Source organism: Azospirillum oryzae (genome assembly GCF_900177515.1).
Lineage (GTDB): Bacteria > Pseudomonadota > Alphaproteobacteria > Azospirillales > Azospirillaceae > Azospirillum > Azospirillum oryzae_A.
In genome coordinates this window covers 70,051-93,145 of the sequence record NZ_FXAK01000008.1, presented here as the reverse complement: position 1 = coordinate 93,145, position 23,095 = coordinate 70,051, and the positions used below count along the sequence as shown (strand labels likewise).

Annotated in this window: 18 protein-coding genes; 6 read left to right on the top strand and 12 right to left on the bottom strand. The window is 69.3% G+C overall.

Annotated features, from left to right (window positions below; genetic code table 11):
• The first annotated feature begins 164 nt into the window (after window positions 1–164).
• Window positions 165–1,820, top strand: coding sequence for a CocE/NonD family hydrolase (locus B9N97_RS26455; RefSeq protein WP_085090831.1), 1,656 nt, complete (start codon window positions 165–167; stop codon window positions 1,818–1,820).
• On the opposite strand, the gene B9N97_RS26450 is transcribed toward B9N97_RS26455, so the two are convergent.
• Window positions 1,817–2,578: a Fic family protein gene (locus B9N97_RS26450; RefSeq protein ID WP_085090830.1), complete on the bottom strand. Its 762-nt coding sequence runs from the start codon at window positions 2,576–2,578 to the stop codon at window positions 1,817–1,819. The two genes, B9N97_RS26455 and B9N97_RS26450, sit on opposite strands and share 4 nt — an antisense overlap.
• A gap of 207 nt (window positions 2,579–2,785) precedes the next feature.
• On the opposite strand from B9N97_RS26450, the gene B9N97_RS26445 reads away from it, so the two are divergent.
• A complete protein-coding gene (locus tag B9N97_RS26445) occupies window positions 2,786–3,190 on the top strand; it encodes a bacteriohemerythrin (RefSeq protein WP_085090829.1) in 405 nt (134 codons plus the stop codon).
• Between the two features lie 10 nt (window positions 3,191–3,200).
• Here the strand turns inward: B9N97_RS26445 and B9N97_RS26440 are convergent, their stop codons facing one another.
• The 5 genes from B9N97_RS26440 to B9N97_RS26420 form a co-directional block, all read right to left on the bottom strand.
• Window positions 3,201–4,919, bottom strand: a complete 1,719-nt coding sequence (locus B9N97_RS26440) for a tetratricopeptide repeat protein (RefSeq protein ID WP_085090828.1) — start codon at window positions 4,917–4,919, stop codon at window positions 3,201–3,203.
• Window positions 4,920–5,002: 83 nt separating this feature from the next.
• Complete coding sequence (locus tag B9N97_RS26435) at window positions 5,003–6,028, bottom strand: aminoglycoside phosphotransferase family protein (protein ID WP_244560937.1); 1,026 nt, start codon at window positions 6,026–6,028, stop codon at window positions 5,003–5,005.
• Window positions 6,025–6,561: a molybdenum cofactor biosynthesis protein B gene (gene moaB / locus B9N97_RS26430; RefSeq protein WP_085090827.1), complete on the bottom strand. Its 537-nt coding sequence runs from the start codon at window positions 6,559–6,561 to the stop codon at window positions 6,025–6,027. Before moaB ends, B9N97_RS26435 begins: the two co-directional genes overlap by 4 nt.
• Window positions 6,562–6,615: 54 nt before the next feature.
• Entirely contained in the window at window positions 6,616–8,796 is a 2,181-nt protein-coding gene (locus B9N97_RS26425) for a transglycosylase SLT domain-containing protein (RefSeq protein ID WP_085090826.1), read from the bottom strand.
• Between the two features lie 216 nt (window positions 8,797–9,012).
• Window positions 9,013–9,906, bottom strand: a complete 894-nt coding sequence (locus B9N97_RS26420; RefSeq protein ID WP_085090825.1) for a uracil-DNA glycosylase — start codon at window positions 9,904–9,906, stop codon at window positions 9,013–9,015.
• A 151-nt stretch (window positions 9,907–10,057) separates the two neighbouring features.
• Here B9N97_RS26420 and B9N97_RS26415 point away from each other — a divergent pair, with 151 nt between their 5' ends.
• Both B9N97_RS26415 and B9N97_RS26410 read left to right on the top strand, forming a co-directional pair.
• A complete protein-coding gene (locus B9N97_RS26415; RefSeq protein WP_085090824.1) occupies window positions 10,058–11,707 on the top strand; it encodes an electron transfer flavoprotein-ubiquinone oxidoreductase in 1,650 nt (549 codons plus the stop codon).
• A gap of 211 nt (window positions 11,708–11,918) precedes the next feature.
• Window positions 11,919–12,731, top strand: a complete 813-nt coding sequence (locus tag B9N97_RS26410) for a zinc-ribbon domain-containing protein (RefSeq protein WP_085090823.1) — start codon at window positions 11,919–11,921, stop codon at window positions 12,729–12,731.
• 21 nt (window positions 12,732–12,752) lie between these two features.
• Here the strand turns inward: B9N97_RS26410 and B9N97_RS26405 are convergent, their stop codons facing one another.
• Complete coding sequence (locus B9N97_RS26405) at window positions 12,753–14,282, bottom strand: sigma-54-dependent transcriptional regulator (protein ID WP_085090822.1); 1,530 nt, start codon at window positions 14,280–14,282, stop codon at window positions 12,753–12,755.
• Between the two features lie 306 nt (window positions 14,283–14,588).
• Here B9N97_RS26405 and B9N97_RS26400 point away from each other — a divergent pair, with 306 nt between their 5' ends.
• Window positions 14,589–15,890, top strand: a complete 1,302-nt coding sequence (locus tag B9N97_RS26400) for a D-amino acid dehydrogenase (RefSeq protein WP_085090821.1) — start codon at window positions 14,589–14,591, stop codon at window positions 15,888–15,890.
• On the opposite strand, the gene B9N97_RS26395 is transcribed toward B9N97_RS26400, so the two are convergent.
• The 5 genes from B9N97_RS26395 to B9N97_RS26375 all read right to left on the bottom strand — a co-directional run bounded on the left by B9N97_RS26395 (window position 15,833) and on the right by B9N97_RS26375 (window position 21,936).
• Window positions 15,833–16,090, bottom strand: a complete 258-nt coding sequence (locus B9N97_RS26395) for a hypothetical protein (RefSeq protein ID WP_085090820.1) — start codon at window positions 16,088–16,090, stop codon at window positions 15,833–15,835. The genes B9N97_RS26400 and B9N97_RS26395 overlap by 58 nt on opposite strands.
• A complete protein-coding gene (locus B9N97_RS26390; RefSeq protein ID WP_085090819.1) occupies window positions 16,087–16,749 on the bottom strand; it encodes a LutC/YkgG family protein in 663 nt (220 codons plus the stop codon). The genes B9N97_RS26395 and B9N97_RS26390 overlap by 4 nt, the downstream gene beginning before the upstream one ends.
• A complete protein-coding gene (locus B9N97_RS26385) occupies window positions 16,742–18,166 on the bottom strand; it encodes a LutB/LldF family L-lactate oxidation iron-sulfur protein (RefSeq protein ID WP_085090818.1) in 1,425 nt (474 codons plus the stop codon). Before B9N97_RS26385 ends, B9N97_RS26390 begins: the two co-directional genes overlap by 8 nt.
• Window positions 18,156–18,908: a (Fe-S)-binding protein gene (locus B9N97_RS26380; RefSeq protein WP_085090817.1), complete on the bottom strand. Its 753-nt coding sequence runs from the start codon at window positions 18,906–18,908 to the stop codon at window positions 18,156–18,158. Before B9N97_RS26380 ends, B9N97_RS26385 begins: the two co-directional genes overlap by 11 nt.
• Before the next feature lie 145 nt (window positions 18,909–19,053).
• Window positions 19,054–21,936, bottom strand: coding sequence for an FAD-binding and (Fe-S)-binding domain-containing protein (locus tag B9N97_RS26375; protein WP_085091168.1), 2,883 nt, complete (start codon window positions 21,934–21,936; stop codon window positions 19,054–19,056).
• 286 nt (window positions 21,937–22,222) lie between these two features.
• Here B9N97_RS26375 and B9N97_RS26370 point away from each other — a divergent pair, with 286 nt between their 5' ends.
• Window positions 22,223–22,993 (top strand): FCD domain-containing protein, encoded by a 771-nt coding sequence (locus B9N97_RS26370; RefSeq protein WP_085090816.1) that lies wholly within the window; start codon window positions 22,223–22,225, stop codon window positions 22,991–22,993.
• Window positions 22,994–23,095: the final 102 nt, after the last annotated feature.

Genomic DNA, 23,095 nt, shown 5'->3' with positions numbered 1-23,095 from the left:
CGGGCGGATTGCCTGCGAAAGCGGCAGAGGGCTGAAGGCTGGGTGGGCCGCAACGCGGCCTGTCCAGCGCATGAGCGTGGAAATGACGCAGTCGGACCACTGGCACGAGCTTTGCCACGACGACACATTATCTGTTGTTCGTCATCGAGCGAGCCCGACCCGCCATGACCCATCTGGCCCCGATGATCCACCAGTCACACAGCCTGCTGCCGGTCCGGCCGCCGGAAACCGTGTCGATGCGGACGCGCGACGGCGTACGGCTGGATGCGGACCTCTACCGGCCCGACGCTGCCGGCACATGGCCGGTGCTTCTCCTGCGCGTTCCCTGCGGCCGGCGCACCGCCCTGACCAGCCATTATGCCCATCCGCGCTGGTACGCCGCGCGCGGCTATGTGGTGGTGGTGCAGGACATGCGCGGCTGCGGCACTTCCGACGGCCGCTTCCGCCCCTTCGAGGCGGAGCGGGAGGATGGAGCGGACGCGGTGGCCTGGGCGGCCTCCCTGCCGGGATCGTCGGGATCCGTGGCGATGTACGGCTGCGGCTATGCCGGCATGGCGCAATGGCTGGCGCTGGCCGAGGCGCCGGCGGCCCTGCGGGCGGTGGCGCCGGCCTTCGCCGGCTGGGATGTCTTCTCCGACTGGGCCTATGAGGGCGGGGCCTTCCGGCTGGCCGATGCCATGGGCTGGGCCCTGCGCACCGCGGCCGACGCCGCGCGGCGGGTCGAGGACGGAACCGGCCATCGGCTGCTGTCGGACGCCGCGTGCTGCCTGCCCATCGACGACGAAATCCCATCACGGCCGCAGGCCCTGCGCGACTACGCCCGCTATACACATTACGACGACTGGCTGACCAACCCGGTGCCCGGCCCGTCCTGGGCCGCGCTGTCGCCCAAGGCGATGCAGGACGCCATGCCCGCCGACGTGTCGGTTTTGCAGATCGGCGGCTGGTACGATCCGCGGCTGGCCGGCATGCTGGATGCCCATGAGCGTTTCGCCGCAAGCCAGAGGGCGCCGGTGCGGCTGGTCGTCGGTTCCTGGGGCGCCGGGGGACCCGCCGCCGAGCCTGGACAGGCGCCGACGCTCGACACGCTGCAACTGGCTTGGTTCGACCGGGTGCTGAAGGGCGAAGGTGGCGACCGCGGCGGTTCGGTCCGCCTGCATGATGTGGAGACCGGACGCTGGCACGACCTGCCCAACCTGCCGGCGGCCGAAGCGGTCCTGCATCTGGCCAGCGACGGCCTCGCCAACCGTCAGGGCGGGCGGCTGGAGTTGGAGATGCCCGATCTGGAGGTGCTCGACGTGGTGGTGCACGACCCGCGCACGCCCGTGCCGACAGTCGGTGGCCATGCGGTGCCGGATGCCGCCGGGCGTCCCGACCGCGCCGCCGTCGACCGCCGCCCGGACGTCGCGACCTACACCAGCCTGCCGCTGGACGGGCCGCTGACGCTGGCCGGGCGGGTGGCGCTGGATGTCTGGGTGGAGGCGGACGCGCCATCCTTCGACGTCAGCGCCGTGCTGTCGGTGCTGCGGCCCGACGGGCAGGTGCTGCCGCTGACCCAGGGCCATGCGCGGGTGGAGCCGGGCGATCCGACCCGTCCGCTGACCATCGGCATGCGGGCGGCCTGCGCCACGCTGACGCCGGGGTCGGCGCTGCGTCTCAGCCTTGCCGGATCCTGTTTCCCGGCCTATCCGGTCAATCCGGGCACCGGGGCGGAGCCGGGCGAGACCCGCCGCGTCGATGCGCTGCCGATCACCCTGCTGATCCACAGCGGTCCCGACCGGCCGTCGCGCCTGCGCCTGCCGGCGGGATCGGCCGCTTAGGGAGCTTCGCCCCCGTCCGCCTCGCCGTCGCCTTTGCCTGCCGCCTCCAGGCAGAAGTCCAGGCTCTGGGACAGGAAGCGCATCATCAGGTCGCGGAAGGGCGTCTTGTCGCCGACCGACCAGGCCCGCTCGACGAGGTCCAGATACAGGCCGCGGTCGTCGGCCTGGACCACCACCGGCGGATAGCCGGCGCGGTTCAGGATCAGGTTGCACAGCAGCAGCGCCGTCGCCCGGTTGCCGGCATGGAAGGGGCGGATGGCGCTCAGCCGGTGATGCGCCTCGAAGGCGGTGTCGGGCCCGGCGTCCGACTTGCGCATCCAGGTCGACAGCGCCGACATCGACACGCGCAGCTTTGCCGGGTCGGGCGCCGTTTCGGCCGGATCGTCCTTTGGTGGACCGTCGCGGTACTTCCCGGCCTCGTCCTCGATCCCGCGATAGAGCACGGCATGGAAGGCGGTGACCGTGCGTTCGGTGACGGCGCCAGACGGATCGAAGGATAGGCGGGCCATCAATTCCAGCGCCGCGCGGTGGTTCAGGACGAAGCGCTGTTCCTCCACCCCGCGATGGCGCAGGATGCTGCCGCGCTCCAGGATCGCTTTCACATCCGCGCGCTTGAGCGGGATCTCCTCCAGCGCCGCGGCGGCGACGGTCAGATCCAGCTCGAACCGGTCGGCGATGCCGTGCACGACCTCCTGCGGCAGGGGACGCGCGGCGTCCAGCGCCCGTTTCTTCTCCGCGATCTCGTCGAGCAGGGCCATCGGTCACTCTGTCGCTTTAGCAGGGGAGGGCTTGGCGCGATGCGCGTCTTGCCGCGCCCCCTGCGGGGATTTGCCGCTTGGACGGGCACGGTTGCCGGTTTTAGGATCCCTGTCAAGATGTCCACAACCCAGCCTTGGCCGGCCGCAACCGCCTCAGTCCGCGGGATGCGCCTGCAATCGCGGGTCGCGAGGGGGGAGATCGCTGCGATGAGCTACGTCGTTTGGGACAAATCCATGAGCGTCGGCGTGCCCGTGCTCGACGACGAGCACCGGCGCCTTCTCGACCTGTTCAACGGTTTGCTGGAAAGCGGCATCACCCCTGCCAACCGGGAGGAGCTGTCCAGCCTGCTCGCCAGCCTCCGCGACTATGTCGCCGTCCATTTCGCCCGGGAAGAGGCGATGATGGAACGCTGCGGCTATCCCGAGCTGGACGGCCACCTCGCCGCCCACCGCTACTTCGCCGACGAGGTGGAAAAGCTGGCCCGCGACTTCGACGGCGACAACCCCACAATGCTGCGCATGGACCTGATCCTGCTGCTGAAGGACTGGTTCGTGGAGCACATCCAGCAGACCGACAGCCTGTACAAGCCCTATGTGGCGGAGAAGGCGTAAGGGCAGTCCCTCACTGCTTCGCGGCGGCCTTCTGTTCCGGCAGGCCCTTGTCCAGCTTGGCCTGTATCGCGGCCTTGTCGGTGTCGTCGTCGGCGCTGCGCAGCGCGCGCATCCATTGGAAACGGGCCTCGTTGCGGCGGCCGGCGCGCCAATAGGCGTCGCCGAGATGGTCGTTGATGGTCGGATCCACCGGCTTCAACTCCACCGCGCGCTCCAGCTTGGCGACGGCCGCCTCATAATCGCCCAGCCTGTAGAGTGCCCAGCCCAGGCTGTCGACGATGTAGCCGTCACGCGGGCGCAGTTCCACCGCCCGCTCCACCATCGCCCTGGCCTTGCCCAGATGCTCGCCGCGGTCGATCCAGCTGTAGCCGAGGAAGTTGAGCAGCGACGGCTCGTCCGGCCGCAGCTTCAGCGCCGCCTGCAGGTCGGCCTCCGCCTGCGGCCACTGCCCGGTCTTCTCGTAGCACATGGCGCGGGCATACAGCAGTGGCCAATGCCGTTCCTGTGGCGTGCCGATCCGCTCCAGCGCGGTGGTGTAGGCGGGGATGGCCTCGGCATAGCGCTTGGCGTAGCGATAGATGTCGCCCAGGCGGGTGATCGCGTCGGTGCGCTCCGGCCGTTCGGCGGCGAGGTCCTTGAGGATCGCGATCGCTTCGTCGTTGCGGTCCATGCGGGCAAGGCTGTCGGCCTCGCGCATGCGGGCGGTCCAGCCCAGCAGCGGGTCCTTCTCCAGCCTCCTGTAGGCGGCCAGCGCCTCCTCGTGATGGTCGCGCGACGCGGTGATGTCGCCGATCAGCAGGTGGGCCAGCCCCAGGTCGTCGCGCAGGTGCAGCGCGATACGGCCGAACAGCAGCGCCGGCTCGTCGGCATTCTCATGATGCAGGGCGCTGCCCAGGTCGAAAAGCGCCTCGGCAAGGCCGGAACGGGCATCGGGGACCGGACGGATGTCGGACGGGGCGTTGGCCATGGCGGCCAGCGCCGGCTCCACCAGCAGCCCGTCGGGGTTGCTGCCCTGGAAAGCCTCATAGAGCTTGCGCGCCTCGTCCTTGCGGCCGGTGCGGTTCATGAAGCTGCCGACGATCTGCACCACGCGCAGCGGCGCGTCGGTCTCCGTCACCTTGGCGTAGCGGGCCGCCGCCTCGTCATTGCGGCCGGCGAGGTCGAGGATCAGTCCGGCATGCAGGTTGTAGAGCGCCTCGAAGCCCTGGACGCCGGACAGCGGCTGCAACGCCGTCAGCGCTTCGTCCGTCTTGCCGCGGGCCGTGGCCAGCCAGGCGCGGGTCAGCGGCGTCAGGAAACGGCCGAGTCCGTCGCTCGGCAGGCGGGCGGCATAGCCGTCGGCCTCGTCCAGCTTGCCCTTGGCCAGCGCGTCGGCGGCCAGCAGGGTCAATGCCATCTGCGGCTCGCCCTTTTCGTCGAGCAGCCGGCCGGCGTAGCCGACCGCCGTGTCGATCCGCCCCTCGCCCAGCCGCAGCAGGAAGGTGCGGCGCAGCAGGGCGGGATCGTCGGGATCGGCGGCCAGAGCCTGCGCGGTGAAGCGCGCCGCTGCGGTCCAGTCGTCCTGGTGCTGGGCGTAGCGGCCCGCCAGATAGCTGCCGGTGGCGGACCCGGTGGCGTCATCCGCGGCGGGACCCGCTGCCGGCCCGGCGGCACGGGCGGGCGCCAAGGCGGTCCCGGCCAACAGGACGGCCAGGGAGATCGGCAGCAACCGGCGTCGGAAACTCGTCATGCTATCGTCACCTCGTTTTCCGAGTCGGTATCCCATCACTTTCGGCAGGGCGCGGGCAAGAGACTTTCGCGTGCGCTCCGCTTTCACATCCGCTGATGCCACTCCCGCCGCACCTGTTCGATCCGCTCCGGGCGGAGGATGTCGGTGGCATGCGCGTCCATGTGGGCGCGAAGATGCTCCGGCATGCCGGGAGACAGGGTGGCACCCTCCACCGACCAGCGGGCCATCCAGGACAGGGTGCGCAGCCATGTCAGCCGGCGCAGTTGCTTCAGCCAGGGCCGCACCTCGTCGGCGAGGTCGCCGGGAACCGCGATGGCCCAGGCTTGGATGAAGGCGTCCACGTCCGCCGGGGCCAGCTCCGCATTCACCTCCGGATCCCACTTGGTCGAGGTGTAGAGGCTGGCATGGGCGAGATCGCTGGCCGGATGGCCGTATTGCAGCTTTTCCAGGTCGGTGAACCACGCCTTCCCGTGGGGGTCGATCAGGAAATTGCCGGGATGCACGTCCACCCCCACCACGGTCAGCGGCATCGGGGTCTCTCGCGGCGGAGCGAGGTCGCCGGCACGGGTGGCGGCAAGCTCCTCCGCGATCAGGCTGCGCGCATTGGGCGTCAGGTCGGCCCGGTCGAACCATTCCGCCTGCCGTTCGACCTGGGCCAGCAGTGCGGCGACCGGATCGGGCGGGGCGGGAAGCGGCTCAAAGAAATCCGGCGGCGCCATGCGGTGCAGGGCCGCGAGTGCGCGGGCGATGGCCGGCATGTCGCCGGGCAGGGTGGGGGTGCGCCCCTCCACCTCGCCCACCACCAGGGCGCCGAGCGGCAACCCCTCTCCCGGCGGCAGCAGGCCGGCGAAGCGCGGGGTGTGGCCCGACGGCTCGGCCCGCTGGAAGGCGGCGGCCTGCCGCTCCAGCGCCGTCCAGGCGTCGAGGCCGAGCTGGCTCCAGCGCGGGATGCGGGCGACCAGCCGCCGGCCGCGCAGCCGCACATGGTCGTGGGCGACGCCTTTCAGCGGCATCGGCTCCAGCGCGTCGGCGGACAGGTCGGCAAGGCGCGGCAGCCGGGTCAGCGCCGCGTGCAGGACCTCGATCGAGAATCCAGCCGGTCCGCTCACGCCATATGCTCGCGCAGGCGGGGCATCAGTTCCACCAGGTTGCAGGGGCGGTGGCGGTTGTCGAGCTGCCAGACCAGAATGTCGTCCCAGGCATCGCGGCAGGCGCTGGGCGAGCCGGGCAGGGCGAAGATGTAGGTGCCGTTGGCGACGCCGCCGGTTGCCCGGCTCTGGATGGTGGAGGTGCCGACCTTGGCATAGCTGAGATAGCGGAACAACTCGCCGAAGCCGGGGATCGCCTTTTCATAGAGCGCCTCGACCGCCTCCGGCGTCACGTCGCGGCCGGTGACGCCGGTGCCGCCGGTGGTCAGCACCACATCGATCTGTGGATCGGCGATATAGCCCTGGACCTGGGCGCGGATCGCCGCGATGTCGTCCTTGACGATGATGCGGGCGGCGACCTTGTGGCCGGCCCCGGCGATCCGCTCCGCCAGCGCGTCGCCGGAGCGGTCGTCGGCGGCGACGCGGGTGTCGGACACCGTCACCACGGCGATGTTCACGGGAAGGAAGGGGCGGCTCTCGTCGATCTTCGGCATGGCGGCAGACGTGTCCTCATGTCGGGCCGGAGCCCGACAGGGGGGCGCCGGCGGTCAGGGTGTCGGGCTGGCCTCTCCCCGCTCCGCTACCGTTTCCACCGCGACGGGGGTCGCCGGCTTCACCGCGGGCAGCGGATCCGGACGGGTCGCGACCTCGGTCGGGCGGGCTTCCACCGCGGTGTAGGTCGGCCATTTTCCGTCGGCAACGGCGGTGAGCGAAGCGGTCTCCTGGCCCAGCCGCAGCCGGTAGATCCAGAAGTTCGCCATCACCTTCTCCACATAGTCGCGTGTCTCGCCGAAGGAAAGGCTTTCGATGAACAGCAGCGGGTCGGTGATGTCGCTCAGCTCGCGCCGCCAGCGCGCCAGATTACCCGGCCCGGCATTGTAGGCGGCGGCGGCCAGGAACAGGTTGCCGTCGATGTCCGGCATGCCCAGCAGTTCCGACAGGTAGCGCTGGCCCAGCTCCATGTTGCGGGACGGGTCGAACAGGGCGTCGCGGCTGGCGTCGTCGCTGCCGATGTCGGCGTTGCGTTCGCGCACATGCTGGGCCGTGCTGGGCAGGATCTGCATCAGCCCGGTCGCCCCGGCGGAGCTGACAAGCCGCGGGTCGAAGCGCGATTCCTGGCGCATCACCGCAAAGACCAGCGCGCGGTCCAGCGCAAAGCCGTCGCGCGGCTTCCAGTGCGGCAAAGGATAGAGCGCCGCGGCATAGGGCGCGCCGTCCGGCCCGGCCACCGCGTTGCCCAGCCGCAGCGACAGCGAGGCCACGCCGGCGCGGTCGGTCAGCGCCACCATCGCCTGTTCGACCAGCTGGTCGCCATTCGGATCGATGCGTTGCAGCTCCATTCCCGCCAGCTCGCGCTGGCCGGCCTGGAGCAGGGCGATGGCGCGGGATCCGGCCGGTTTTGCCGCCATCGCCGCCAATTGGCGTCCGGTCAGTTCCGGCGCCTGCCAGTGCACTTTTCCCAGCCCGTCCAGGGTGCGCAGCGCGATCAGCCCATAGAAGGTGTGCGGATAGCGGGCGGCCGCGGCCAGATGCTCGGCGGCTTCCTTTTCCTTGCCGGGCTTGCGGGCCAGCGCCCGGGCCGCCCAGTAGTCGGCGGCGGCGGCTTTCCAGGGGGAACGCGGGCCGGCCGCGGCCATGCCTTCGAAGTGGCGGGCGGCGCGGTCGGTCTGCTTCAGCCGCCACGCCGCGAGCCCGGCGATCCAATGCGCTTCCGGCAGCATGTCGCCGGACCGGGCGGCGCTGGCCGAGGCGAGAGTCAGCGCCTGGGCCGTCTCGCCGGAATAGAAGAGGGCTGCGGCGATGCGGGCGCGTGCGGCGTCATACTGCACGGTGTCGAGCTTGCCGCCGAAATCGTCCTGGCCCAGCAGGCTGAGGGCGGTGGCGGTGCGGCCTGAGCGCAGCAGTTCCTCCACCCGGGCCACCGCAGCCCGGTCGCTTCGGGCACGGGACACGGTGCGGCTGCGCGGCGCGACGGTGACGCTGTCGTCATCGTCATCCTCGTTGCTGGCGACGGTGCGCAGGCCGCCCAACCGTTCCAGCGATCCGACGAGGCGCACGCGCTCCTCGCCCCGCGGCGGCTTCGGCGCGCGCTGGCCGGCGGGCTGGCGCTTCTGGGCCAGGCTGTGGATCCGCTCCGCCCCTGCGAGGTCGCCGTAATCCTGCATCCAGCGGGCGAGTTCCTCGTAGCTGGCCTTGCGGTCGGGGTGGAGATAGCGCTGGCGCAGGACGTAGCCGACCAGACGGCGGTCCTTCAGTTTCGCCATCTCCGCATCGGCGGCGTCCCACTCCGCCCGCTCCTGCGCCGCGAAGATGCGGCGGTAACGGGCGGCATCCTCCTCGTCCAACTGGACGGCGCGGGCATCGTCGTCGGTCGCGAGCAGAAGCGGGACGCCGGCCGGGCCGGGCGCTTCATCCACTGTGGGGGCAATCGTCGGGCCGCCGTCGGCGGACTCGGGGATTGCAATTTCGGGGAGCCCAGCGGCCGGATCGCCAAGCGATTCGCCGAAAACGGGGCTGTCGGGGTCAGGCACGGAATCCCCGCCGGGCGGGACGACGGCGTGACCGTCCGGCGCGTGGATGATGAGGGCGGCGCAAGCGGGCCGGAACCCGACCGCGCCGTCGGGTCCCAGGGTGTAAGCCACCGTGAGACCCAGCACCCCCAGAAGGTTCCGCCGCAGCGGGGCCGCGCTCGCGACCCGGTATGCTGCACTGCAAAATATCCGGAGCATGGCTCCGGGATACCCCACGACCGCGCGAACCGCAAGCAACGGATTCGCACGGAATGTGTCATGGCTGGTATTCAGCAGATGTTACAACGGCTTAACAGGGCTGGAAAAAAGGCTCTAGCCCATTGGGAAGGTGCCTTTCGGCATGGGTTGACGGCATTTGTGCTGCGCGGCGACCGCTTTCATACGAACGATTTAGGCGACGCTGTGACATCGTTTTTAGTCTTGGGAATACTTGATGCCTTCTTCGCCGATCCTTTGCTGCAACGCAAGCATGTCCCGCCACGCTTCCCGTTTTGCGATAGGGTTGCGCAAGAGGTACGCCGGATGGAGCATCGACATCAGCGGGACCGCTGTTCCCGCGACTTCATACGTCTTCCATTGCCCGCGCAGGCGGGTGATCCCCTCCGCCCGGTTCAGCAGGGTCTTGGCCGAAACGCCGCCCAGCGCCACCAGCAGCTTCGGCCGCACCAGCTCGACATGCCGTTCCAGGAAGGGCAAGCAGGCGGCGATTTCGGCCTGGGTCGGGCTGCGGTTGCCGGGCGGGCGCCAGGGCAGGATGTTGGAGATATAGACCTTGCCGCGGTCCAACCCGATCTGGGCCAGCATGCGGTCCAGCAGCTGGCCGCTGACCCCGACGAAGGGCTTGCCCTGCCGGTCCTCGTCCTCGCCCGGCGCCTCGCCGATCAGCATGACCGGCGCCTGCGGGTTGCCGTCGGCGAAGACGGTGTTCATCGCCGTGGCCTTCAGCGGACAGCCGTCGAAGCTGCGCAGTGCCGCCTCCAGCGCCTCCAGCGTCTGCGCCTCTCCGGCCCTGGCGCGGGCCTGAATGCCGGCCTCGCTGGCGCCAAGCGGCTGGTCGGGGGAGGCGAAGAGGGCGGCCGGACGAGCGGCGGCAGGGGCCGCCGCAGCGGGCGCCCGAGTCGGTGCCGGGCCACGCGCCATGCTGCCGCCTGGGGCCGCACCCGCCGCCGGCGCGCCCGAAGACGGCGCGCGCGCGACCGGCCGGGCGGTGAGGGTGGCCCAGTCGGTCGGCTCGTCGCCGATGGCCTCGTCGCAGCCGATGTCGGCATGCCAGCGCAGCGCGTCGAGGATGTCGCATACGTCAATCATCGTTTGACCTTACCACAGATCGTGTGGTCTTACATGTCCAGATACCCAATTTGGGTGCGGCGCAAACCGTGCTACAAGCACGCGCCCGCAAAACACCATAGGGCGTCCCGAGGGAAACAGTACCAAAACAAGACGGTGGGGGAGTGTGGTGATGGAACGCGAACCGCGCGAGGTCATGGAATACGATGTTCTGATCGTCGGCGCCGGCCCGTCGGGTCTGAGTGCGGCGATCCGTCTGCGGCAGCGCGCGGTCGAAAGCGGCCAGGAGCTCAGCGTCTGCGTGATTGAGAAGGGGTCGGAGGTGGGCGCTCACCTGCTGTCCGGCGCCGTCTTCGAACCGCATGCGCTGGACGAACTGATCCCGGACTGGAAGGAAAAGGGCGCTCCCCTCACCACGCAGGCTCGCGAGGATCACTTCCTCTATCTGACGGAAACGAAGGCCTACAAGGCGCCCTTCACCCCGCCGCAGATGAACAACCACGGCAATTACATCATCAGCCTGGGCAATCTGGCCCGCTGGATGGCGACGCAGGCCGAGGAGCTGGGGGTGGAGATCTACCCCGGCTTCGCCGCCGCCGAGGTGCTGTATGACGACAACGGCGCGGTGAAGGGCGTCGCCACCGGTGACATGGGCATCGGCAAGGACGGCGAGAAGACCGGCAACTACACGCCGGGCATGGAACTGCACGCCAAGCAGACCATCTTCGCCGAGGGTTGCCGCGGCTCGCTGACCAAGACCCTGTTCGAGAAGTTCGACCTGCGCCGCGACTGCCAGCCGCAGACCTACGGCATCGGCATCAAGGAACTGTGGGAGGTCGACCCGTCGCAGTCGAAGCCGGGCCTGATCGTCCACACCATCGGCTGGCCGATGGACCCCAAGACCTATGGCGGGTCGTGGCTGTATCACATGGAAGGGAATCTGGTGTCGGTCGGCTTCGTGGTCGGCCTCGATTACTGGAACCCGCACATGAGCCCGTTCGAAGAGTTCCAGCGCTACAAGACCCACCCGGCGATCCGCCCGACCTTCGAGGGTGGCCGGCGTCTGGCCTATGGCGCCCGCGCCCTGTCGGAAGGCGGTTTCCAGTCGATCCCGAAGCTGACCTTCCCCGGTGGCCTGATCGTCGGCGACGGCGCCGGCTTCCTGAACGTGCCGAAGATCAAGGGCAACCACACCGCCATGAAGTCGGGCATGGTCGCGGCCGAGGCGGTGTTCGACCACCTGACCGGCGGCGCCGACAATGGCCCCGAGGTGATCGCCTATCCGGAGCGGCTGAAGCAGTCCTGGGTCTGGCCGGAACTCTACGCGGTGCGCAACATCCGCCCCGGCTTCCAGAAGGGCCTGTGGGCCGGTCTGGCCAATGCAGCCTACGAGACGGCGCTGAAGGGCAAGTCGCCCTGGACGCTGAAGCACCACGCCGACCACACCACCCTGGTGAAGGCCAGCGAGGCGCCGAAGATCGCCTATCCCAAGCCGGACGGCAAGGTCAGCTTCGACCGCCTGTCCTCGGTCTACCTCTCCAACACCAACCATGAGGAAGACCAGCCGCCACACCTGACGCTGAAGGACAAGTCGGTCCCGATCAGCGTTAACCTGGCGCTCTACGACGCGCCGGAGCAGCGCTATTGCCCGGCCGGCGTCTACGAGATCGTCCGCAACGACGACGGCAGCGATCCGCGCCTGCAGATCAACGCGCAGAACTGCGTCCACTGCAAGACCTGCGACATCAAGGACCCCACCCAGAACATCAACTGGGTCGTGCCGGAAGGCGGCGGGGGGCCGAACTATCCGGGCGGCATGTAAGGGGGCGTCTGCCCCCTCCCTCCCACGCTCTCGGCCGACCGAAGGTCGGTCCGATCGCGGGAGAGGGGAAGATTTGCGATGCCGCGGCAGCTCCCTCTCCCGCGTGAGCGGGGGAGGGTTGGGGAGGGGGCACCGCCGTCCCTCCGGTGTCGGTTGCGCCGGGGGCCACTCCTATCTATAAGGCAGGGGGTAACCTTTCTGCGACGGCGCGATGATCGTTTCCTGTCCGACCTGCTCGACGCGCTACACCCTGTCCGACGAGTCGCTCGGCCAGGACGGCCGGAAGGTCCGCTGCGCCCGCTGCGGCCACACCTGGTGGCAGATGCCCGACCGGCCGGAAGCCGATGAGGTGGTTCCCGACGCGCTGACGGAAATCCGGCCGGACACCCTCACCAAGACTGCCGCCAAGACAGCGGCGAAGACCAAGGTCAAGCCGCCCAAGGCCCCGCGCGCCAAGCCGGCGCGCAGCACGGTGATCGGCTTCGCCCTGCTGGGGCTTCTGGTCGCCGGCACCGCTGCCGGCGCCTATTTCGGCCGCGACGCCATCGTCCGCAACTGGCCGCCCGCAGCATTGCTCTATGACACCATCGGCATGCCGGCCGAACCGCCGGGTTTCGGGCTCGAACTTCGCAACATCCGCTCCGAACAGAAGATCGAAAACGGGACGACCGTCCTGCTGCTCGATGGCGAGGTCGCCAATGGCACAGACGTCGAGCGCACCCTGCCGCCGCTGCGCGTCATCACCTTCGGTCCCGAGCACAAGCTGCTGCAGAGTTGGACCATTGAGCCGTCGGCCGAGACCCTGGGCCCCGGCGCATCGGCGAATTTCCACCACAGCCAGCCCGATCCCGGCCCGGTGACCGAGGTGACCATCACCTTCGGCGGCCCGCCCCCCGGGCTGGAGCCTCCAGCCGCCGAGAAGCCGGCCGAGAAGGCCCCGGAGAAGGCCGCCAGCCACGCCAAGCCGGCGGCGGACAGCCATGCCGCTCCGGCCAAGGCATCCGGACATTCCAGCGGCCATTAGCCCGGCCCGGGTCCGGCGACTTCACCGCTCCGGAATGCCGTATTTCCGCAGCTTGTTGGCGATCATCGTGTGCGAGGTGTTGAGCCTTGCGGCCAGCTTGCGGCTGGACGGGAAATGCGGATAGAGCCGGCGCAGCAGTGTCCGCTCGAACCCCTCCACCGCGTCTTCCCAGCTGTCCGCCTCTTCCGCCGGCACGGCGGACGACTGCATGCCGGCACCGGCAAGTTCCAGATCGGCGGCATCCAGCGCGCCGCCGTCGCTCATGGTCATGGCGCGGAAGATGACGTTCTCCAACTGGCGCACATTGCCCGGCCAGCGGTTGGCGAGCAGCGCCGCAGCTGCCGCCGGGGTCAGGCGGCCGGGCGGCCGGCGGGCCTGCGCCGCGGCGCGGGCGATGAAATGGCGGGCCAGAAGCAGGATGTCCTGGCCACGCTCGCGCAGTGGCGGGACACTCAGCGACAGCACGTTCAGGCGATAGAACAGATCCTCGCGGAAGCTGTGGTCGGCGACCATCGCCTCCAGCGAGCGGTGGGTTGCGCTGATGACGCGGACATCCACCTTCTGCTCGCGCTCGCCGCCGACCCGGCGGAAGCTGCCGTCGTTGAGGAAGCGCAGCAGCTTGGCCTGGAGATAGGCCGACATCTCGCCGATCTCGTCGAGGAATACGGTGCCGCCATGGGCCAGTTCCAACAGGCCGGGCTTGCCGCCGCGCTGGGCCCCGGTGAAGGAGCCGGGGGCGTAGCCGAACAGCTCGCTCTCCGCCAGATTTTCCGGCACGGCGGCGCAGTTCAGCGCCAGGAAGGGCTTGTCGCGGCGCGGACTGGCGCGGTGGCAGGCATGGGCGATCAGTTCCTTTCCGGTGCCGGTCTCGCCCAGGATCAGCAGCGGCGCCTCCATCGCGGCGACCCGCGCGGCCCGTGCCTTCAGCGCCCTGACCGGCGGCGATTCGCCGAGGATGCGGTCGAAGCCGCCCTCATCGAAATTCTGGATGGCGTCGAGCCGCTCGCCCAAACGTGACGGGGTGAACAGGGTGATGACGGCGCCCGCCGCCTCGACATCGACGATGGGCGTCACCTCCAGCAGGAAGGGCTGACCGTTCAGCGTCACCTCGCGGCCGGACATGCGGAAACCGCCGGCAGTCAGTTCGCGCGTCAACTCGGGCTCGCCGAACAGCTCGCCCAGATCAAGGCCAGCGAGGCGCGACTCCGGCAATCCCGCGACCTGGGCGGCGGCGGTGCTCGCCACCACCACGCGGCCCCCACGGTCCACCGCCAGCACCGGGTCGGGCAGGGCGGCGAGCAGCGCATCAAGATGCAGACGCCGCCGCGTGCCCGGCAGCATGTCGATGGCCGCCACCGACTGCACGCCGGCGATGGTGCGCAGCGCGTCCGACAGGGCCGGCAGCGCCGCCGGGTCCAGGCCGGGAGCGTCGATATGGATCAGCGGCGGGTCGACCTCGACGCCGACGACGTTGAGCCGGCGCAACGCCAGCACGGCGAGGATCTCATGGGCGATGCCGACGCGGTCGGTGAAGGTAACTTCGATGCGCATGGGGGTGCTTGAGTGGGTAAACACTTGCCCCCACCCCTCCGCCGCCCCGCGGGGGAGGGGTGGGGTGGGGCATCCGGCAACCACTGTACACATATCTTTACGACGTATCAAAATGTTTACACCCGCCTAACTCCTTGCTGTGCAACACCGGTGCTCTTCGGTCTCCTCAATCTGTAAACATTTTCATACACCCGCGCGACCACCACTCCCCCCGCACCGCAGCAAATCCGCCACTTCCGTCTCTGGCACGCCCTTTGCGAACTACTCCCTCAAGCAAAGTCATCCATCCCCTTGGGAGCCAGTCTCATGCGCGTGATCGTTCTGGGCAGCGGCGTCATCGGTGTCACCACCGCCTATTATCTGGCGCGTGCGGGGCATGAGGTGACCGTCATCGACCGTCAGGCCGGCCCGGCGCTGGAGACCAGCTATGCCAACGCGGGCGAGGTGTCGCCGGGCTATTCCGCTCCCTGGGCGGCGCCGGGGCTGATGCTGAAGGCCGCCAAGTGGATGATGATGAAGCATTCTCCGCTGGTGATCCGGCCGAAGCTGGATCCGGCCATGTGGTCCTGGTGCCTGAAGCTGCTGGCCAACGCCAACGAGGCGAGCTATCAGCTGAACAAGAGCCGCATGGTCCGCGTCGCCGAATACAGCCGCGACTGCCTGAAGGCTCTGCGCGCCGAAACCGGCATCACCTATGACGAGCGCACCCAAGGCACGCTGCAGGTCTTCCGCACCCAGAAGCAGATGGACGCCGCCGGCTACGACATGGCGGTGCTGGAGCGCTATGGCGTTCCCTACAGCCTGTTCGACCGCGACGGCCTGACCTCGGTCGAGCCGGCGCTGGCCCATGTGAAGGACAAGCTGGTCGGCGCGCTGCACCTGCCGGGCGACGAGACCGGCGACTGCTTCCAGTTCACCAACAAGCTGGCCGACTATGCCGCCAAGCGTGGTGTGGAGTTCCGCTATGGCGTCTCCATCCGCGGGCTGGAAAGCGACGGGCGCAAGATCACCGGCGTGCTGACCGACCAGGGCACGCTGACCGCCGACAGCTACATCGTCGCCATGGGCAGCTATTCCCCCAAGCTGGTGAAGCCGCTGGGCATCGACCTGCCGGTCTATCCGGTGAAGGGCTATTCGCTGACCCTGCCGATCACCGACGCCGCCCACGCGCCGGAATCGACGGTGATGGACGAGACGCACAAGATCGCCGTCACTCGGCTCGGCGACCGCATCCGCGTCGGCGGCACGGCGGAGCTGTCCGGTTTCGACCTGACCCTGCGTGAGAGCCGCCGCGGCCCGCTCGACCATGTGGTCAGCGACCTGTTCCCGAAGGGCGGCGACCTGTCGAAGGCGGAATTCTGGACCGGCCTGCGTCCGAACACCCCGGACGGCACGCCGATCCTGGGGCCGACCCATGTCCGCAACCTGTATCTCAACACCGGCCACGGCACGCTGGGCTGGACGATGTCCGCCGGCTCCGCCCGCGTGCTGGCCGACGTGGTCAGCGGCCGCCGGACCGAGATCGACATGGAGGGCCTCAGCGTCGAGCGCTACGGCCGCAAGCCGTCGGTGGCGGTGTCGCGTCCGACTGCGGTGCGTCCGGCCTGATGCGATAAGGGAACCCGCGCCGCCCGGCGGACGCGGGTCATTGCCAGCTCCAGAAGGGCGGCGTCGGTGATTTCGGCCCCATCCAGCCGATGTCGCCCGCGCCGCCCTTCGCATTTCTCCACCCGATGGCCGAGGCGCCTGAGATGCAGGATCGCCTCGTAGAGCCGGGCCGCCGGCTCGTTGGCTGGGCGGGCGGTCATGGATGGACCACCAGGACAATCAGCCGCTTCGGACCGTGGACGCCGTAGGCCAGCGTCTGCTCGATGTCGGCGGTCTTGCTGGGGCCGGACACCAGCAGCACGTTGGTCGGCATCGCCTGCGCCCATCCCTGCTCGCGCATGGCCTGCAGGAAGGTGTCGTAGAGGGCGTCGGTGCGCAGGATTGCGACGTGGATGTGCGGGACGAGGGAGAGGGTGCGTGGCTCGTCCGCCGTCGGCCACAGGATCAGGCTGCCGGTCTCGGCGATGGCGCCGCGGGTGGTGGTGAGACCGGCCTCGATGGACTCGAACAGCTGGGGCTTCAGGTCTTCGAGCGGGCGGTCGTAGGGGATGAGGGTGGTGGAGGCGGCGTCCCACCCCTCGACCAGCCGCTTCCCCGCCGCCGTCGCCGGCGCATACATCAACGAGCCCACGCCCTCCCGTACCAGAAACTCCCGCAGCACTGCCGGCCAGTCGGCCTCCGTCGCGTCGAGGAACTCCGTATGCACCGCTTCCATCAGGCGTCGGATGCGGGGCAGGCGCTCATCCGCCGCCCACTGCTTCGCCTCGATCGGCGCGAAGTCCGACGCGGGCGACGTCAGCGGGTGGGCGTCGCGCGTCCTGCGCAGCGTCGTCAGGATCGAGTTGCGGGCGTCAGACATCGGGAATCCCCTTGGCGCGGGCGAGGTCGTGCAGGGTGCGGCCGGCGAAGCGCGGCTTGGTGCGGACGTTCGTCCACTCCTTCAGCATGGGCAGCGACGATGGCGCGACGTTGCCGAGCCTGCTCATCGCCACGGTCGCGATGCGGTAGGCGGTTGGGGAGGCGTTCATCGCCGCCCAGCCGCTCCACACCATCGATTCCGTCCGGTTGGCCTTGGCGCCGCCGTCCTTCACCGTGCCGCCGGGCTTCACCGCCTCTACCCGCAACCGCCCCATGATCTCGACGATCGGGATCTTCACCGGGCAGATCTCGACGCAGGCGTTGCACATGGTGCAGGCGTGGGGCATGGCGCCGCGCTTGGCCAACCCCTCGATCTGCGGCACCAGGATCTTGCCGATGGGGCCGGGGTAGGGCGCCTCATAGGCGTGGCCGCCGACCTGGGTGTAGACCGGGCAATGGTTCATGCAGGCGCCGCAGCGGATGCAGCGCAGCGTGTCGCGCAGCTCCGGGTCGGCGTAGATGGTGGACCTGCCATTGTCGAGGATGACCAGATGCACCTCGCGGGGGCCGTCCTTCTCGCCCTCCTTCCGAGGGCCGGAGATCATGTTGACGTAGGTGGTGATCGGCTGGCCGGTGGCGGAGCGCGGCAGCAGGCTGATGACCGGCGGAACGTCCTCCAGCTTTTCCACCACCTTCTCCAGCCCCATGAAGGCGATGTGGACCGGCGGCACCGTGGTGCACATGCGGCCGTTGCCCTCATTCTCGATCAGGCAGAGGGTCCCGGTCTCCGCCACCGCGGCATTGACGCCGGACATGCCGACATCGGCGGCCTGGAACTTGGCGCGCAGCACCCGGCGGGCGAGGTCGGTCAGATAGGCCGCGTCCTCCCGGCTTTCGGCGTCCTTGATCTTGCGCTTGAACAGATGGGCGATCTGTTTGGTGTTCAGGTGGATCGCCGGCATGATGATGTGCGACGGCATGGTGCCGTCCAGCTGAACGATGTATTCGCCGAGGTCGCTTTCCAGCACCTCGATGCCGTCCTTTTCCAGGACGGCGTTCAGGTGCATCTCCTCCGTCACCATCGACTTGCCCTTGACCACCAGCTTGGCGTTGGCCTTGTGCAGGATGTCGAGAGCGATGGCGTTGGCGTCATCCGTCGTGGCGGCCCAATGGACGGTGATGCCGTTGCGGGTGCAGTTCTCCTCCAGCTTTTCCAGCAGTTCCGGCAGCTTCGACAGGGCGCGCAGCCGCACGCTGGCGGCCAGCGCCCGCACGCCGTGCCATTCATCCTGGTCGGCGAACTGGGCGGCGCGCTTGGTCATCAAGCCATCCATGGCGCGGCGGAAATTGCCGCGCAACTGCGGGTCGGCCAGCGCTGCGCGGGAGGCGGCGGCGAAATCCGGTGCGTTACCGTCCATGGATGCGCTCCTTCAGGAACTGGGCGATGTGCTGGCCGCGCGTGGCCTTGTTGCCGGCCTCCAGCGCGCCGGTGATGTTCAGCAGGCAGCCGCAGTCGCCCGATACCACGCGGGCGGCGCCGGTGCCTTCGATGTCCGCCACCTTGTCGCCGACCATCGCGGCGGAGATCTCCGGATGGCGCACGGCGAAGGTGCCGCCGAACCCGCAGCATTCCTTCTCCCGCTTCAGTTCCACCAGCTCGACGTTGGCGAGCTGGCGCAGCAGGGCCTTGGGCTCATCCACCACGCCCATTTCGCGCTGGGCATGGCAGGAAGCGTGCCAGGTGACGCGCAGCGGCTCCCCCTTGTCGGTCAGTCGGACGTCGAGGACATGGACCAGGAACTGGGTCAACTCCCAGACGCGGGCCGCAACCTGGACGGCCTTGGCCTCGTCCGGCTCGCCGCGGAACAGGTCGGGCCAGTGCTTCTTCATCATGCCGGCGCAGGACCCCGACGGCACGACGATGGGGTCGTCGCCGGGGAACAGGTCCAGCTGGGCACGGGCGACCTTCAGCGCGTCGGCGCGGTAGCCGGAATTGTAGGCGGGCTGGCCGCAGCAGCTCTGCCCCTGGGGGAAGACGACGGTCAGGCCCTGGGACTGCAGCAGCTCGATCCCCGCCATGCCGGCGTCGGGGAAGAACAGGTCGACGAGGCAGGTGCCGAAGTAATAGACGCGGGTGGGTTTGGGGGGCTGGTGGTCCATGGGCGTTTCCTCAGCGTCTTGGTTATTGCCCCCACCCCGACCCTCCCCCGCTGGGCGGGGGAGGGGGACAGGAGCTTTGTCGGCGCTCTAGCGGCAGTCCCTCCCCCGCCCAGCGGGGGAGGTTAGGTGGGGGCAAGTGTCCCCCCTAGAACGCCACCTCCGCCACCCGCGCCCTCTCCTCCACCTTCGCGGTGGTGCAGGCATCGACCAGATAGACGATCGACCGGTAGGGCACGCCCGCCTTGTCGGACAGCCCGATCTCGCAGGTGCGGCTGGTGGAATAGCCCGACGCGCAGCCTTCCGGCACCGATGCTGGCAGGTGGCGCAGCGCGTGGGCGTTCAGTTCCGACGTGGTGAAGCCCTTGTCGCCGGCGAAGCCGCAACAGCCGACGTCGGGCGGCACCACCACCGTCTCGGCGCAGGCTTTCGCCACCGCGGTGAGCGCCCCGTCCAGCCCCATGCGGCGGGTGGAGCAGGTCAGGTGCAGCATCACCGGCTCTGCCGTCTTGACGATTTCGAGGCGGGGCAAGGCGAACTCGCTCAGGAACTCCGCCACATCAAGGATGCGCAGGCCCACGTCGGTCAGCCGCTTCTTCAGGCGCAGGGCGCAGGGGCTGGTGTCCATCACCACCGGGTACAGGCCGCCCCGGCTCGCCTTCGACACTGCGGCGAGCATGGCGTCGGCCTTGGCATCCGCCGCCTCGGCCAGCCCCTTGCTCTCCAGCGGCATGCCGCAGCAATGGCCGTCCGCCGCCTCCGGATAGAGGATGCGGAATCCGGCCTTGCGCATCACCGATTCCACCACCTGCGGCAACGGGCGCTGCTGCGGATCGGTCGCCGCAGGTCCCATGCTCCGGCTGACACAGCTTGGGGCATAGACCACCGTCGGTACGTCATCCATGCCAAGAGCGTCTGGGCGCGGTGTGAAGGTTGCGGCCGTCGGCATGTTGCGGGGCAGAACCGGCAGCCTGCCGCCGGTCAGCACCCGCGCCGCTGCCTCGGTGACGCCGTGCCCGACCGTACGGCGGGCGAGGTCGGCCAACCGCAGACCGGTGCGGGCGAGGCCCAGCGCCCCTTCCATGTGGTCGGCCACCAACGCCCCCGCCTTGCGGGCCATGGTGCCGCGCCGCTCGCCGCGCATGGACTTGATCAGCAGCCCCGTCTCGATTCCCACCGGGCAGGCGGTGGCGCAAAGGCCGCAGGCGGCGCAGGTGTCGATGCCCTGGTAGTCATAGGCGGCACCGATCTCGGCGAGGCGCCCAAGATCGTCCCCGGCAGCCTTCAGCCGCGCCATCTCGCGTCGGCCGACGATGCGCTGGCGCGGCGACAGGGTGAAGCGGTGGGACGGGCAGGTCGGTTCGCAGAATCCGCACTCGATGCAGGTGTCGACCAGCGGGTCGGCGGGCGGCAGCGGCTTCAGGTCCTTCAGATGGGCCTGCGGGTCGCCGTTCAGGATGACGCCGGGGTTCAGTAGACCGTCGGGGTCGAACAGCTCCTTGATCTCCTTCATCAGCCCATAGGCCTGCGGACCCCATTCCATCTCGACGAAGGGGGCCATATTGCGGCCGGTGCCGTGCTCCGCCTTCAGCGAACCGTCATAGCGGGTGACCACCAGCACGGCGACATCGTCCATGAAGCGGCGATAGCGGTCGATCTCCTCCCGGCTGTCGAAGGCCTGGGTGAAGACGAAGTGCAGGTTCCCTTCCAGCGCGTGGCCGAAGATGATCGCCTCGCGATAGCCGTGGCGGAGGAACAGCGCCTGCAGCTCGCGCGTCGCCTCGGCAAGCCGCGGCAGGGGGAAGGCCACGTCCTCGATGATGACGGTGGTGCCGGTCTGGCGGATGGCGCCGACCGCCGGGAACAGGCCCTTGCGGATCTTCCAGAAGCCCTCACAGGCCTTGGCGTCGGTGGTGAAGCGGGTGTCGCCGATGGTGATGCAATCGGCCAGCACCGCGGCGATCTCCGCCACATTGGCCTCCAGCGCCGCGGCGCTCTCTGCGCGGGTCTCCACCAGCACCGCCGCCACGTCGGGGCCGAAGCCGCGGATCTGCGGCGGCATGCCCAGCTTGTCCTGGATGGAGCGCAGCGAGGCGCGGTCCATCAGCTCCGCCGCATCGACCGGGGCCGCCTTCAGCAGGGCCACGGCGTGGCAGGCCTCGCCGATGTCGGGGAAGAACAGGAGCGCGCTGGCCTTGTGCGGATGCTCCGGCACGGTGCGCAGCGTGATGGCGGAGATGAAGCCCAGCGTCCCTTCCGACCCGATCATCAGGTGCTGGAGGATATCGACGGGATCCTCATAGTCCACCAGCGCGTTCAGGCTGTAGCCGGTGGTGTTCTTGATGCGGAACTTGTCGCGGATGCGGCCGGCCAGCGCCTCGTCGGCACGTGTGCGGGCGCCGAGATCGGCGAGCCGGTCGAGCAGCACACCGTGGCTGTCGCGGAAGCGGCTGCGGCTGGCCGGGTCGGCGGTGTCCAGAACCGTGCCGTCGGCCAGCACCAGCCGCATCGATTCCAGCGTGCGGTAGCTGTTCTGCGCGGTGCCGCAGCACATGCCGCTGGCGTTGTTGGCGGCGATGCCGCCGATCTTCGCTGTGGCGATGGAGGCCGGGTCGGGACCGATCTTGCGCCCCAGCGGCGCCAGCCGCCGGTTCGCCTCCGCGCCGATCACGCCGGGCTGCAGGGTGACGGTGGCCGCGGCCGGACCGATCGTGCAACCACGCCAGCCGTCGCCCAGCACCACCAGAACGCTGTCGCTGACCGCCTGCCCCGACAGGCTGGTGCCGGCGGCACGGAAGGTCACCGGCACCTTGTGGCCGCGGGTGATGCGCAGCAGCCGGACCACCTCCTCCTCCGTTTCCACCAGCGCCACGATCTTGGGGATCAGCCGGTAGAAGCTGGCGTCGGTGCCGTAGGCCAGCGTGCGCAGTGGGTCTGTCACCAGCCGAGATTGTGGGACGACCGCCTGAAGCTCGGCCAGCACGCGGTCATAGGGGGCGGGCAGCGTGGCGGCCTGGGGGAGGGTCGGCATCGGCGGCGGCTCCTGCTGGAAAGGAACGGAGGGCATGGCGTCGGTACGGCGTCCTCCGCCCACGGCAGGGGGCGGTCCCCCATCGGACGGGCAGGTGCAGACAAGTCTTTTCCATGCGGCAAAAACGTGGATAAAAGATTTTACCAAATTGTGCAACGGCTGAATCATTTGCCAGACGATCCGCTCCGGCCACGTGCTGTATCCACGGCAGGCCGGCGGTGCTGGACGGACGTTCCTTGGATCGGTAGAAGTGGATGAAGACGTGCAGGGAGAGGCCGCCCACCCAATGCAGGGGACGATCAAACCGGCCAAGCTGGCCGACGCCATTGCCGAGCATCTGGAACGGCTGATCCTGGAGGGCGCCTTGCGTCCCGGCGAGAAGCTGCTGGCCGAACGCGAATTGGCGGTGAAGCTGGACGTGTCGCGCCCGTCGCTGCGCGACGCCATCGCCAAGCTGGAAGAGCGCGGACTTCTGGTCACCGGACGCAGCGGCACCCATGTCGCCAGTTTCCTGTCGCAGATCGCCGATCCGCTGATGACGCTGCTGCGCAACAAGCCGGACGCGTCCTTCGACTATCTGGAGTTCCGCCGCTCCATCGAGGCGGCGGCGGCCGGGCTGGCGGCGCAGCGGGCCACCGACCTCGACCGCGACGGCATCCGCGCCATCGTCGCCCGCATGCAGGCCGCCCATGGCAAGGACGACAGCTCCGAAGAGGCCGATGCCGACGCCGAGCTGCATCTGGCGGTCTATGAGGCGGCACACAACGTCGTCATGCTGCACATCATGCGGACGCTGTCCGACCTGCTGCGCAACGACGTGTTCTACAACCGCGCCGACCTCTATTCCCGGCCGGGGGTGCGCGACCTTCTGCTGCAGCAGCATCTCGCCATCGCCGACGCGGTGCTGGCCGGCGATTCCGCGGCGGCGAGCGCGGCGGCCGACGCCCATGTGGAGTTTACGCTGCAGACCCTGCGCGAGATCCGCGAGCACAACGCCCGCGTCCAGGTCTCGCTGCGGCGGATCGGACGGACCGACCTGATCGACAGCGGGGCGTAGGGAGGGGGCGGCGGCCCTGCCCAGCGCTCTGGGTCAAAAGTCATATGCAGGTAGGTTCGGCCCGACTGGCGGCAGACCCCCGGCCGGGTTACACTGCGCGGG